General features: G+C 61.8%; 9 protein-coding genes and 1 tRNA gene. 8 read left to right on the forward strand and 2 right to left on the reverse strand.

Annotation, left to right across the window (positions count from 1 at the left end):
* Positions 1-57: 57 nt before the first annotated feature.
* A complete protein-coding gene (locus CVS30_RS13170) occupies positions 58-4,608 on the reverse strand; it encodes an ExeM/NucH family extracellular endonuclease (RefSeq protein ID WP_110485797.1) in 4,551 nt (1,516 codons plus the stop codon).
* Positions 4,609-4,915: 307 nt separating this feature from the next.
* Positions 4,916-5,003: transfer RNA gene (locus tag CVS30_RS13175), tRNA-Ser, on the reverse strand.
* Positions 5,004-5,099: 96 nt separating this feature from the next.
* On the opposite strand from CVS30_RS13175, the gene CVS30_RS13180 reads away from it, so the two are divergent.
* The 8 genes from CVS30_RS13180 (at position 5,100) to CVS30_RS13215 (ending at position 13,984) form a co-directional block, all read left to right on the forward strand.
* Positions 5,100-6,083, forward strand: a complete 984-nt coding sequence (locus CVS30_RS13180) for an NAD(P)H-quinone oxidoreductase (RefSeq protein ID WP_110485798.1) — start codon at positions 5,100-5,102, stop codon at positions 6,081-6,083.
* Between the two features lie 321 nt (positions 6,084-6,404).
* Positions 6,405-8,672, forward strand: coding sequence for a carbon starvation CstA family protein (locus CVS30_RS13185; protein WP_110485799.1), 2,268 nt, complete (start codon positions 6,405-6,407; stop codon positions 8,670-8,672).
* A 2-nt stretch (positions 8,673-8,674) separates the two neighbouring features.
* A complete protein-coding gene (locus CVS30_RS13190; RefSeq protein WP_110485800.1) occupies positions 8,675-8,875 on the forward strand; it encodes a YbdD/YjiX family protein in 201 nt (66 codons plus the stop codon).
* Positions 8,876-8,992: 117 nt separating this feature from the next.
* The gene (locus CVS30_RS13195) at positions 8,993-9,574 is read left to right on the forward strand and encodes a bacterial proteasome activator family protein (protein ID WP_110485801.1); all 582 of its coding nucleotides are present in this window, start codon (positions 8,993-8,995) and stop codon (positions 9,572-9,574) included.
* Positions 9,571-10,080, forward strand: coding sequence for a hypothetical protein (locus CVS30_RS13200; protein WP_110485802.1), 510 nt, complete (start codon positions 9,571-9,573; stop codon positions 10,078-10,080). Before CVS30_RS13195 ends, CVS30_RS13200 begins: the two co-directional genes overlap by 4 nt.
* Positions 10,081-10,215: 135 nt before the next feature.
* Positions 10,216-11,280, forward strand: a complete 1,065-nt coding sequence (locus CVS30_RS13205) for an iron ABC transporter substrate-binding protein (protein ID WP_110485803.1) — start codon at positions 10,216-10,218, stop codon at positions 11,278-11,280.
* 5 nt (positions 11,281-11,285) lie between these two features.
* Positions 11,286-12,884 (forward strand): ABC transporter permease, encoded by a 1,599-nt coding sequence (locus CVS30_RS13210; protein ID WP_110485804.1) that lies wholly within the window; start codon positions 11,286-11,288, stop codon positions 12,882-12,884.
* Complete coding sequence (locus CVS30_RS13215; RefSeq protein ID WP_181419801.1) at positions 12,881-13,984, forward strand: ABC transporter ATP-binding protein; 1,104 nt, start codon at positions 12,881-12,883, stop codon at positions 13,982-13,984. The genes CVS30_RS13210 and CVS30_RS13215 overlap by 4 nt, the downstream gene beginning before the upstream one ends.
* Positions 13,985-14,022: the final 38 nt, after the last annotated feature.

Consider the following 14,022-nt stretch of genomic DNA (forward strand, 5'->3'; position numbering starts at 1 on the left):
CCAGAAACAGTGCATGCGAGGAGCCGAACCGGGATCAGATTCTCAGGCTCAGTCCAATCAGAGACAAGCCTTCTTGCCCTGGTTGGGCTTGCACTGCTCATTCGGATTGGTGATGAGCAGGGGCAAGACCACCGTGGTGCCGCTCGGGGCGGCCTTGACGGTGATGGTGCCACTGGTACGTGCATCGGCCGGGAGGCTGAAGGAAACCTTCGCGGAACCATCACTCACGCCTACCGTGTCAACCACGGTGCGCTTTCCCTTGCTGTCGACGAACTCCACCGTGACAGCCGTGTTATCCGGGCTTCCCAAAGACGTCAGGTCGAGCTTTTTGAGCTGGAAGCTGACGGCGCCCTTGGCGTCGACACGGGCTGGATTACCGATGACCTCCACGCCGCGGCGGGCAAAGTTCGGAGCAATCGGTGCCGTGGCAGACTCCTTGCCGAGGTAAGAAATCCAAGCATCCCGGTCAATGAGGCCGGAATCCTTCGTGTTGGTGCCCTGGGTAAAGACACGGAAGTTGTCGCCGCCCGTTGCCAGGAAACTGAACGTGCCGACGCGGTAGGAACGCTCAAGTTCCAACGGGGCGCCATTGATGGTGACCGACGTGATGTGATCTCCCAGCTTGCGGGTGGAATCGTAGGTGTAATCCATATTGGAGGACAGCCCCAGGTTCAGGAACGGGCGGCTGGGGATGCTGCCGTCCGCGTTGGTCTGCCACTGCTGCTCCAGCATGGTCTTGACCTGGGCGCCCGTCAGCGAGGTGGTCCACAGGTTGTTGACGAAGGGCAGCACCGCGTTGGCGTTGGCGTAAGTCACCACACCGTCCTCGAAACCGGTGTTCTTGTAGAGCAGGTCCGCACGGAGTCCGCCCGGATTGACGACGCCGATCTCGGCCCCGCCAGTCTGCTCCGACTTGAGCGCGTCCAGAAGCGAATCGCCCACGAGGTTGCCCAGGGTGGATTCACTGGCACGGTCATCGCGGATGTACTTGCCGGTGACCGGATCAAGAGTCTGAGCGGTCGTGATGTCGGCTGCGATCTTGCCGACCGGAATACTGCCGGCCACCTTCGCATCGGCCAAGGCCTTGTCGGTGATGGTCTTGACCGCCTGAACACGCGGGAACGTGGCGAGGAGTGTGGCGTCGTCGGCCTTGGTGCGTGCAACGTTGGCCTGCGTGTAGGAAATAACCGCGTTGGTGGCGGTATCTACCGTCAGCTGGATCTGGCCAATGAACTCGCCGTAGCTTCCGGTCTGGAGGACCGGGCGGGTCTTCAAGGCGGCGTCAGCAGAAACTCCGGGGATGGGTGCATCCCAGGCATATTGCTTGTGCGTGTGGCCGGTAAAGATGGCGTCGACCGCGGCGCTGGTCTTCGTCACGATCTCCGCGAACGCGCCCCCGGCGGCTACTTCTGCCTCGAGGGTTGCCTGCTCGGGAGTTCCTGCACCGGCGCCGTCGTGGTATTCGGCCACGACGACATCGGCGAGCTTGCCGTCGGTGATTTTCTGGGCCACTCGGTTGACTGCCTCGACCGGGTCTCCGAAGTCCAAGGTGGAGATGCCGGACGGGGTCACCAGGGTGGGGGTCTCCTGCGTGATGGCGCCGATGATGGCGACCTTCACGCCGTCGACCGTGATGATCTTGTACTCATCGAGCACCGGGGTGGTGGTGCCCTTCACGTACACATTGGCACCGAGGTAATCCCAGTTGGCTGCGTCGCTGACACGGCCATCGAGGTCGGCGTATCCCTTATCGAACTCATGATTTCCGACGGCGGACGCCTGCAGTTCCAGCGTGTTCAAGACGTCGATGGTGGGCTTGTCGTCCTGAGATGCAGAGGCGAACAGGCTGGCACCAATGTTGTCACCGGCGGAGATGAAGGCCGTGTTGGCCTCGCCTGCCGCGGCGCGGAGCTGCTCCACAGTGCCGGCAAACTTCACCGTGTTGGAGTCGATGCGGCCGTGGAAATCGTTGATGTTCAGGAGGTTGATGTTCTTGGTGGCCTCTTCGACGCCTTCAAGGTTCAGGCCAACCACCACGGGATCGTGATCCGATGCGGAAAACGGCGAGCCATCGTAGAAGTTGGTGACGTTGTAGTTGTAGCGGCTGTAGCCCATCGCGATGGATTCGGCCGAGTTAATGTTCCAAATGTCCGCACCGGAAATGATTTTTTCGGCAGCGGGGGATGCTAAGACGTGATCGAGCGAGCCCACCATGCCGCCGTAGCTGTAGGAGTGCTTGCCCGTCTTGGGGTCCTGGTCGACGTAGCCGGCCTGGGTCATGACGTTGATGGGATCTTCAAAGCCGTATGCGTTGAAGTCGCCCATGAGCAGGACCTTGTCGGTGCCCTGCGCGGACTGCTGGGCAGAGGAGAACTTCACCAAGGCTTCGGCCTGTGCCACGCGGGCCAGGTTAGAGTTACCCTGCCCTTGGTCGGTGTCGTTGCCAATCGCCGAACCCTTGGACTTGAAGTGGTTCACGATCAGCAACACCTTGGATGCATCCTCGGCCCCCACGAGCTTGAATGCCTGGGCCAGAGGCTGGCGGGCAATTCCGGTGTACGCGGCGTCGTCGAGGATCACGGATGCGCCAACCGTTTCTGCGACAGCTTTCTTGTAGATAAAGGCTGTGCGGATGACGTCTTCAATGGCGACGGCGGGACGTTGGTCGGCAGCGGGGGAGCGGACGTAGTCCCAGACTCCCGGTGCGGCTGCGTTGAGGGCATCAACCAGTGTGGAGAGGGCGCTGTCGCGGTCCTTGCCAAACTTGGCGGAGTTTTCAACTTCCTCCAGGGAGAGCACATCGGCGCCTGAGGCGTTGATGCCGGCAACGATCTTGTCTTGCTGACGCAAGAGGTTCGCGGCGTTGGCCGCACCGCGCTGGTTACAGCCCGTGCGGACAGCAATCGGGTTGCCTTCGCGGTCGTTGTAGAACTGGCACGAGGCGTTCTTGTCACCGGTTTCGGTGAAGTAGTTCTGCACGTTGAAGGAGGCAACCTTGAGATTGCCGCCGACATCCTTTGGTGCCGCTGCCCGGTTGTTCCCGAACGCGATGGGCTGCACAGCGCCTGCGTTGGCAGGGGTGAGTGCTTCCAGGGGCTGGAACTTGTAGGAGTTATTGCGGTTATCAAAGATGACCGGAGCTATGAATTCCGAGGTGGAGCCAACGCGCATCGGCGTCTCCTGGCTCAACCACGGCAGCGGAACAGACTGGCCAGCGGCGTTCAAGAAGTTGGTACTGGCGCCGTCGTCAAGCTTGATGGCGCGGGCAGCGTTCTCGGTGACCTGTGCCGTGTATGCGGCCGAGCCGTAGGGTGCCACCGCGGTGGGCTGAACCAGGGGCGTGGTGCCCGTGGCCAAACCAATCTCGCCGTAGTTGTTCAGCGAGTAGTTATCCGTGATGGTGAAATCGCCCTGGGGTGCAACCAGCATGCCCTCAAGGGATTCGCGCTGTTCCACCGCTGCCGGCACCGTGATGACCGCGGCCTTGACCTCGGTCGTGGGTTCCGTGAGCGGCGTCAGGCCGCCCGCGGGAACGTCGATTTCCGTGGTGGTGGCGGTGTCTGAAGCGCCGCCGAATTCCTTGACCAGACCTGTTACCTGGACGTAGTCGCCGATGTGAACGGCGGCCACCGTGGCGGGAGAGTAGACAAAGACGCCGTCGGAGGCCTTGTGTGTTGCCAGGTCAAGGTCGCCGCCGGTACCCGGGGTCTGGATGAAGTAGCCGTTGAAACCACCGGTGGGGTAGGCCGCGGTGACCTTGCCCTTGGTGGTCACGGTGGTCCCAACGAGGGGGCTCTGGAGGCCCTCGCCCTGAATCTCGGCGATGGTTTTGCTGCCCGAATCAACGGGAGGCGCAGGCGGTTCATCGCCTCCGCCGGTCCCCACGGGTGAGGGTGCAGCCGTGGTGAAGTCTGCCGAGTTGCTGTCCGTGTCGACAAAGTCGGTGCGGTTCAGCGACGAGGTGGCATTGGCAGCGGAGGACGCCGCAGTTTCAAAGGTGTTGGAGGAGCCGTAGCCAAGGAGGTCAACCACGCCGGCTGTGCCGACCAAGGATCCGGTAGCCAGGTTGGCCGGCAACTTGGCCGCCGTGTTAGAAAGGATCAGCGTGCCGCCGCCACCAGCGAAGGAGAAGCCGCTCGCGTCTGCATCGCTGGCAGGCAATGCGCTGCCCGCTGTCCCATTCGAGTTGCCCTTGATCAAGTAGTAATCGTTGGCCTTGATGGTGCCGGACAGGGCGGCGAATCCGGTGGGAGCTACCAGCCCGGTCGCGGAACGGTACTGCAGCGACCAACCGGTCAAGTTAATGTCGGCGCTCGTGGGGTTATAGAGCTCCACGTACTTGTTCGTGTACGTGGCATTGGCACTGCCGCCGTTGAGGTAGGCCTCATTGATGATGACATGAGGCGAGGCGAGGGCGCCTGCCTCGGTGACAGCGGCCGGGAGGGACCCACGTGGCGCAAGTTCCGCCGTCGAACTTTCTTCAGTGGGGGCAACCGCAGCTGCCGATTCGTCTGCGGCAATGGCCGGCGAGATCGCCAGCGGTGCCACGACCAGACCAAGGGCCAGTGCGGCCCCCAATCCGGCCTTGATGAAGGTATTGCTCGTCATGTCTCCAACTCTCAAAAGTGTGGCGCCCCCATGCGTCCTGAGTGATGATCCGCAGATGTCGTGGAGGGAAGAAGGTAATTGACCGCCCCCCAACAGGCCGCAACGGGCCTCGCGGTAACGTGTTTGAGCCAAACACATAGATGTGAATCATTCATGAACGTTCTGTTTCGGTCAAGGAAACTTGAGGGTTTTGAGCGAAGTTGAAAGAAATCTTTATGAGGCGCCTCACAACGGCGATTTAAAAGCGTTTGAGAGGTTAAACGCAAAAGGAAGCGGCCTCGTGATGAGACCGCTTCCTTTATCAGCGCGGAAGGTAAGAGATTCGAACTCTTGGTACGGGGTTACCGCACACTGGTTTTCAAGACCAGCTCCATCGGCCGCTCGGACAACCTTCCTTACCCTAGTAGTGTTTCATAGGCAGGGCCATGCCACCAAAATGAGTATCGGCCCGGCTAGAATTTTTGAGTGCAAAAAGGCGATGGAGAAGTCTCATGAAGGCAATTGTTACAACGGGTGCAGGTGGACCGGAGGTCTTGGCCATGGCCGAGGTTCTGGCGCCCGTTCCAGGCCCGGGCGAGGTCCTCATCGACGTGATTGCCGCAGGAATCAACCGTGCAGACGTGCAACAGCGCCGTGGTTTCTACCCGCCGCCGCCCGGAGCCTCGAGCGTTTTGGGGCTGGAAGTCTCCGGTCGAATCGCCGCTTTTGGGCCCAATGTGACCCGACCCTTTAGCCTCGGCGAGAAGGTTGTGGCATTACTCACAGGCGGCGGATATGCCTCTCAGGTGGTGGTTCCGGCAGGTCAGGTGCTCGCCTTGCCGGAGGGAATCGATGTGATCTCCGCCGCTGCCTTGCCGGAGGTTGCCGCCACGGTGTACTCGAATTTGTTCATGACGGCACAGCTGCAGGCCGGTGAAACCGTTCTCATTCACGGCGGCGCTGGTGGTGTCGGTGCCATGGCCATTCAACTCGCCAAGGCTGCCGGTGCGCGCGTCATTGCCACGGCCGGCAGCGATGAGAAGGTCGCCATGCTCACCGGCTACCTCGGCGTCGACGCGGCGGTCAATTATCGTACCGAGGATTTCGTGGAGCGAGTCGAGGGCTTCACGGAGGGGCGCGGGGCCGACGTCATCCTCGACGTGGTCGGCGCCAAATACCTCTCCCGCAATGTTGCGGCGCTCGCCACCTACGGTCGCCTGATCGTGATCGGCCTTCAGGGAGGTGCGACGGCGGAACTCAACTTGGGTGCCTTGCTCACCAAGCGGGCGGCCATCATCGGCACGACCCTGCGTGCCCGGTCGATCGAGGAAAAGACGGCCATCATGGAGCAGGTTCGTATTCATGTTTGGCCCCTGGTCAGCAGCGGAGCCGTCAAGCCCATGGTGGATAAGACCTTCCCTCTGACTCACGTCGCCGCAGCCCATGAGTACCTGGACTCGGGATCGCATGTAGGCAAGGTCCTGCTGACGCTCTAGCGAAAATCGTGGCCGCCACGCAGTAAGCGTGGCGGCCACTTTTCCGCCCCTCCTCCATTCTGTGTGGCAGTAGATACGGAAATTCGGCGATTTTCGGCGGTTTTTCGGTAACTACTGCCATGCAGATTTTCAGGGGACCCGTAGCCGACCATCTCGGGTGAATGTCGCTGCTAGGTTGAAAATCTAGTAGACCGTTCGTCTCATAAAAAGTACCGTTGACAGCATGGTTTGCATGATTCACACCACAATGTCGATGTGACGTGCATTATGTGCGTAACGTCAAGGTGCCGTATTTGAAGTCTTTATAACGTAGGGAAGAACATGACAGTGCCGTCAAACAGGGCTGATAACTCAGCCACGGTCTTAATTCAGGATCCGGAGCTGCCCCCCGTGGCCGTGGATCTTGAAAAGGAAGCGGAAAAGCCCACCTGGACCCCGCTAAAGATCGCCCTGTGGGCGGCCATCGCATTGCTCGGTGGCGTTGCATGGGTCATTCTGGCCGTGGTGCGTGGCGAAACCGTCAACGCCATCTGGTTCGTCTTTGCCGCGGTCTGTACCTATCTGATCGGCTACCGCTTCTATTCCAAGGTCATCGAGAAATTCCTTGTTCGGCCCAATGACTTGCGAGCCACACCGGCCGAGTACAAGGCTGACGGTAAGGACTTCGTCCCCACCGACCGCAACGTCCTCTTCGGACACCACTTCGCTGCCATCGCAGGTGCAGGCCCGCTGGTGGGCCCCATCCTGGCAGCCCAGATGGGTTACCTGCCCGGCACGATCTGGATCATCGTCGGCGTCGTGCTTGCTGGAGCGGTGCAGGACTACCTGGTACTTCACTTCTCCATGCGTCGCGGTGGACGCTCACTAGGCCAGATGGCTCGTGAAGAACTCGGCGTCGTCGGCGGAACAGCCGCACTCATCGCCACCCTGCTGATCATGATCATCATCGTGGCCATCCTCGCTCTGGTGGTTGTCAATGCACTCGGCGAATCCCCGTGGGGCGTCTTCTCGGTCTCAATGACCATCCCGATCGCACTGTTCATGGGCGTCTACCTCCGCTTCCTGCGCCCGGGCAAGGTCATGGAAGTCTCGCTGATCGGCGTCGTGCTGTTGCTTGCGGCCATCATCGGCGGCGGCATGGTTGCGGCCACCGAATGGGGTGCTGACGTCTTCCACCTCGACCGCACGACCCTCGCCTGGTGCGTCATCGTGTACGGCTTCATCGCCGCCATCTTGCCGGTCTGGCTCTTGCTGGCTCCGCGCGATTACCTCTCTACCTTCATGAAGATCGGCACCATCGTGATGCTGGCCGGCTCCATCGTGCTGGTTCGACCCACCATCAACGTCCCCGCCTTCAGTGAATTCGCCGGACGCTCCGACGGCCCCGTCTTCTCGGGCTCGCTGTTCCCGTTCCTGTTTGTCACGATCGCCTGTGGTGCGCTCTCCGGCTTCCACGCCTTGATCGCTTCGGGCACCACGCCCAAGTTGATCGAAAAGGAACGTCAGGCCCGCTTCATCGGTTACGGCGGCATGATCATGGAATCCTTCGTGGCCATCATGGCCCTCGTCGCCGCACTCTCGATTGACCGCGGTATTTACTTCGCCATGAACGCCTCCGGCGCAGCCACCGGCGGCACCATCGAAGGCGCCGCGGCGTTCGTGAACTCGCTCGGTCTGACCGGCGTGCACGTTGATCCATCGCTCCTGGCGCAGACCGCGTCCGATGTCGGCGAGGAGTCGATCGTCTCCCGCACCGGTGGCGCACCCACCCTCGCCGTGGGTCTCGCTCACATCATGCAGCAGGTGGCCGGCGGTCAGGCCATGATGAGCTTCTGGTACCACTTCGCCATCATGTTTGAGGCGCTCTTTATCCTCACGGCGGTCGACGCCGGAACCCGTGTTGCTCGCTTCATGCTGCAGGATTCCATCGGTAACTTTGTTCCGAAGTTCAAGGACACCTCATGGCGTCCGGGCATGTGGATCACCACCGCCATCATGGTGGCCGGTTGGGGCGCCATCCTCATCATGGGTGTCACCGATCCTCTCGGAGGCATCAATACGCTCTTCCCGCTCTTCGGTATCGCGAACCAGCTTTTGGCAGCCATTGCGCTGGCCGTATGCCTCGTGATCATCTCGAAGAACACCCACGTGAAGTACCTCTGGATGGTGGCCTTGCCGCTGGTCTTCGTCACGGTTGTCACTGTCACCGCATCCTTCCAGAAGATCTTCTCCACCGTTCCGGCCGTGGGTTACTGGGCGCAGCACGAGGCATTCAAGACGGCTTTGGCCAACGGTGAGACCAGCCACGGCACGGCCAAGACGGTTGCCGCTATGGAGGCCGTTGTGCGCAACACCTTCGTTCAGGGCACCTTGTCGATCATCTTCGTGGTCCTGTCACTGATCGTGATTACGACGGCGATCATCGTCACCATCCGCTCCATCAAGGCCGGTGGCGGCCCCAACATGGAGGACCCTGCTGTGGCGTCTCGCGTCTTCGCGCCAGCGTCCATCGCGGCAACTCCGGCGGAGAAGGCCATCATGAAGGAATGGGCTGAGTCCGGCAAACAAGCGGTTCGGAGCGGGCACTAGCCATGAAGATCCTGCGCCGTGCAGCCAGTGGTTTGAGCGCTGTGAGCCGTTACCTCAAAGGTGTCCTGGGGGAGGATGCTTATGAGCGCTACCTCGAGCATCACCAAGCCACGAGCTGCACGGCACAGCCCCTGACAGTGAAGGAGTTCTGGCGGGACAAGATGGACCGCCAGGACGCCAACCCGGAGGGCCGCTGCTGCTAGCAGCCCCCTCCCCTCGATGATCTGTGTGGCAGTAGATACGAAAAAATCGCCTTTTGAAGCCGAATTAGCGCATCTACTGCCACACAGAAATATTGGTGATCGTGAGAGACTGGCTTCATGAATGACAAGGGGCAGAAACCGGCCGAGCAGCCGGCTACAGGAATCGTCATGGACAGTTCACCCACAGCGACAGGGCAGAATGCATCCGGCCCTGCGCATCACCCCACGGTTGCGGACATGGTAGACCAGCCAGACAAGGTCATGCGCGTCGGGACCATGGTGAAGCAGCTGCTGGACGAGGTCAAGAGCGCGCCCCTCGATGACGCCGCCCGGGCACGCCTTGCGGAGATTCATCAGGCCTCTATCGCGGAGCTGGAAGACGGCCTCGCGCCGGAACTCGTCGATGAACTACACCGGCTTAGCCTCCCGTTCTCGGACAAGAGTGCGCCCTCTGATGCCGAGCTGCGCATTGCCCAAGCTCAGCTGGTGGGTTGGCTCGAGGGGCTCTTTCACGGGATTCAAACGGCTCTCGCCGTCCAGTCGATGGCCAATCAGCAAACCGCGGCCCGACTGGCCCAGCATCAGCTGCCGCCAGGGACCATGATCGCATCTGGCGTGGTGGTGGGCGACAACGGAGAGCCGCAGCGAGCACCGTCCGGTCCGGGATCGCAGCCGGGCGTGCCGGGACAATATCTATGAGCGGGCTCTTCAAAGGGCTTTTCGCGGCCTCTCGGCAGGCCAAGCGCGACGACGCCGAACTTGGTAAAGGCGTCTGGCGGCGCGCCCACGATCGATTCCAACGCGGCCTCGACCGCTTCCACCAGATGCTCGAGGGTCTCGAGGAAGCCGGACCCGGCCCGCACCAGAGTGCCGAACAAGCCCAGGGCGACTACGAATCAATGGTGGCCGTGGCGAATGATCTGGCCGAACTGCTCCCCGAGGTACGGAAACTGGCCATGGCGGCTCAGGCCGCCGGACCCAGCGAGGGTATGGAGATTCCGCTAGGCACAGGCGGCTACCTCAACGACGTCCATCGTGAACTCTCGCGCGCCGGTAACGCACTCGCCGCAACAGCCGAGTCCCTCGCCTTGGTGAGACTAGGCGCGGGGGCGATCTCCGGAGTCGAGCTTAAGGCAGCGATAGTGCACGAGAAAGTGGACCGGGCCCGAGAGCTCCTCAACACAGGGAAATCTACCGGCGAGTAGCAGCTTCTGTGCAAGAAAACTGCACATTAAGGCGTGAGCTGCATCACATTAGGCGCTTTAGCGAGGGTAGCCTGCCCTGCGGTGGATTACGATCAATTTGCATTCGCTAATTACTAATGACGCCGAAGGGCTCCCATGAAGACCTGGTTTACCAAGAAGCAGTTCAGCAAGACGGCCGTGACTTTGCTCGCTGGAGTATCTGCCTTGACCTTGGCCGCCTGCAGCGGTTCAACGACCCCGGCGGAAAGCACCGGAGCAGCTGGCGGCGCGGGCGATACGATCACCGTGTACAACGCGCAGCACGAATCCCTCACACAGGCGTGGGTGGACGCGTTCACAAAGGAAACCGGCATCAAGGTCACCTTGCGCAACGGTGACGACCTCGAGCTCAGCAACCAGATCATCGCAGAAGGCGCCAAGTCGCCCGCCGATGTCTTCCTGACCGAAAATTCCCCCGCAATGACGCAGGTGGAAAACGCCGGCCTGTTCGCCGACATCAACTCCACGATTCAGGGACAGGTTCCGGCCGAGTACCGCCCCTCCACGAACAAGTGGACCGGCATTGCCGCCCGCAGCACCGTCTTTGCCTATGACAAGACCAAGCTGACCGAAGACAAGCTGCCCAAGTCCATCATGGACCTGGCCTCACCCGAGTGGAAGAGCCGCTGGGCCGCGTCGCCGTCGGGCGCTGACTTCCAGGCCATCGTTTCGGCCATGTTGGAACTCAAGGGCGAAGCCGCTACGGCTGACTGGCTCAAGGCCATGAAGGAAAACTCCAAGGCCTACAAGGGCAACTCCACGGCGATGAAGGCCGTCAACGCCGGCGAAATCGAAGGCGCCGTCATCTACCACTACTACTGGTTCGGCGATCAGAACAAGACCGGCGAGAACTCCAAGAACGTAGGCCTGCACTACTTCAAGAACCAGGATCCGGGCGCATTCGTCTCCGTGTCCGGCGGTGGCGTCTTGGCCTCCAGCGCTCACCAAGAGAACGCCCAGAAGTTCCTCGAGTTCGTGACGGGCAAGGCCGGCCAGACCGTGCTGCAGACCGGAACCAGCTTCGAGTACCCGGTTGGCTCCGAGGTTGCCGCGAATAGCAAGCTCACCCCGTTGGCTGATCTTCAGGCCCCCGCGATCGACGCGGCCAAGTTGAACTCGAGCAAGGTCACCGAGCTGATGACCGCAGCAGGTCTACTCTAGTTTCAATGACTTCTTCACAAAGCACGACGGCGGCAGTTGCGTCGGGTGCCAAAAAATCACCAAAGTTGGCCAAGGGTCGGGGCACACGCCTCGGCCCTTGGCCCGTTGTCGTCCTTTGTGCCCTGATTGCCGCGTTTTCCCTGATTCCCTTGGGTTTCGTGGCGGTTGCCACCGTCAACGCGGGGTGGGATACTGCCGTCGCGATGGTGTTCCGGCCGCGTGTTGGCGAGTTGTTGCTGAACACGCTCAAGCTGGTGCTGATCACGGTGCCGTTGTGCGTGGTGATCGGCGTTGGCGGGGCGTGGCTCGTGGAGCGCACCAGCCTGGCCGGGCACAAGGTCTGGGCCGTGCTGCTCGCGGCTCCGCTGGCCATCCCGGCGTTCGTCAACAGCTACGCCTGGGTCAGTGCCATTCCGTCCCTCGGCGGGATCTTTGGCGGCGTACTGATCTCCGTGTTGTCATACTTCCCGCTCGTGTATATTCCGGTGGCGGCCGTTTTGAGCCGGCTGGATCCCGCGCTGGAACAATCGGCAGCTTCCTTGGGTCTGGGCCCGTGGCGGGTTTTCTTCCGCGTCATCTTGCCGCAATTGCGTATCGCCACGGCCGGTGGTGCACTGCTGGTGGCGCTGCACCTTCTGGCCGAATATGGCGCGTTCGCCATGATCGCCTTCGATACCTTCACAACTGCCATCTACGATCAATTCCGCTCGACCTTCAACGGCGCCGCGGCCAATATGCTGGCCAGCGTGCTGGTGCTGTTCTGCCTCGTGCTGCTTCTGGCCGAGTCAAAATCGCGCGGTAGCGCCCGCTACGCCCGCATTGGTTCGGGTGTGCAATCGAATCCGCGCCGGATGGCCTTGGGGCTGTTCCAGATCCCGAGCCAGCTGCTGTTGATGGCCGTGTCCGTGCTGGCGCTGGGCGTGCCGCTGTGGCACGTGGGACGCTGGGTCCTTGCCGGTGGCGCCACCATTTGGGAAGGCCCCGTCTTGATCAACGCCCTCCTGCAGACGTTGGGGTATGGACTTGCCGGAGCTATCCTGACCACCGTGCTCGCCTTCCCTCTGGCCTATCTGGTCATCCGGCATCCTGGGCCGTTCAGTAAGCTCCTCGAAGCCGCCAACTACATCTCAAGCTCCATGCCGGGCATCGTGGTGGCGCTGGCCCTGGTGACGATTACCGTGCACAACGTGCCGGCGATCTACCAAAGCTCCTTTGTTTTGGTGGCCGCTTACGCCCTGCTATTCATGCCGCGCGCCCTGGTGAACTTGCGAGCCGGCCTCGCGCAGGCTCCCGTTCAGCTGGACGAGGCCGCGCGGGCTTTGGGTAAACCGCCTCTGCTGGCCTTCATCCTCGTGACCCTGCGGCTCTCCGCTCCTGCTGCCGCGGGAGGTGCCGCGCTCGTCTTCCTCGGCATCGTCAATGAGCTGACGGCCACCTTGCTGCTGGCGCCCAACGGCACCCGCACCCTGGCGACCCAATTCTGGTCGCTCAGCAACGAAATTGATTACATGGGTGCGGCGCCGTATGCCTTGTTGATGATTGTGCTCTCGGCACCCATGACGTACTTACTTTTTGTGCAATCCAAGAAAGCCGCAGGCCAATGACCATCCAGCCCAACAATTCCCCGGCTCATCTGCAGGTCAGCGAGATTCGCAAGAGCTTTGGTGGAACGGATGTCCTCAAGGGTGTCGATCTTGCCGTGGCACCTGGGCGCACCACGGCCATCGTGGGCCCCTCGGGCTCGGGCAAGACCACGCTCCTACGCTTGATCGCGGGCTTCTCGGCACCGGATGCGGGCCGCATCGCCCTTGCCGGATCCGAGGTTGCCGGAGCCGCACATTGGGTGCCCGCGCATAAGCGCAGCGTTGGCTACGTTGCCCAAGACGGAGCCTTGTTCCCGCATCTGAGCGTTGGTGCGAACATTGCCTTTGGCCTGCCCCAGCGCGGCAAGGCTGCCGCGCTTCGGGTGGGGGAGTTGCTGGAGATGGTCTCCATGGATCGCTCCTACGCCAAGCGCCGCCCCCACCAGCTCTCCGGCGGGCAGCAACAACGCGTGGCCCTGGCCCGAGCCCTGGCCCGGCAGCCCGAGCTGATGTTGCTGGACGAACCCTTTAGCGCCCTCGATGCGGGTTTGCGAGTTGCTACCCGCCGGGCTGTTTCGCAGACGCTCGAGCAGGCCGGGGTCACCACGATCCTCGTGACGCACGATCAGGCCGAGGCGCTGAGCTTCGCGGACCAGGTTGCCGTCATGCGCGACGGGAAGTTGGCCCAGATCGGTAGTCCGTTCGTTGTGTACACTCGCCCCACGGACCGGGCGACGGCGGAGTTCCTAGGTGACGCCGTCGTACTTGAGGCGTGGATGGAAGGGTCACTGGCGCTCTGCTCGCTGGGTGGCATTCCGGTGCGTCGACCGCCGGCACAAGGCAAGGTGCATCTGATGCTGCGGCCGGAGCAGATTCGGATCGCGACGGGTGGGCCGATTCGTGGGCGCGTGGTGGACACCGACTACTTTGGGCCCGAGACCACTGTGCGCATCCAGCTGGAGCCCATGAAGGGTGACGCCGAGCATCCGCTGGATCCGCATCAGCCGGTGGGTGGCGAGATCATCACCATCAGGCACTGGAATGCGATGTTGGCCCGCCCCGGCACCGAACTGTCCCTGAAAGTGGTGGGCGAGGGCGTCGTATTCCCATGGAGCGACTGACGTGTACGTGTTCTCGCCCTGTGGGGGCCGCTCGGGAG

The organism is Arthrobacter psychrolactophilus (genome assembly GCF_003219795.1).
Lineage (GTDB): Bacteria > Actinomycetota > Actinomycetes > Actinomycetales > Micrococcaceae > Specibacter > Specibacter psychrolactophilus.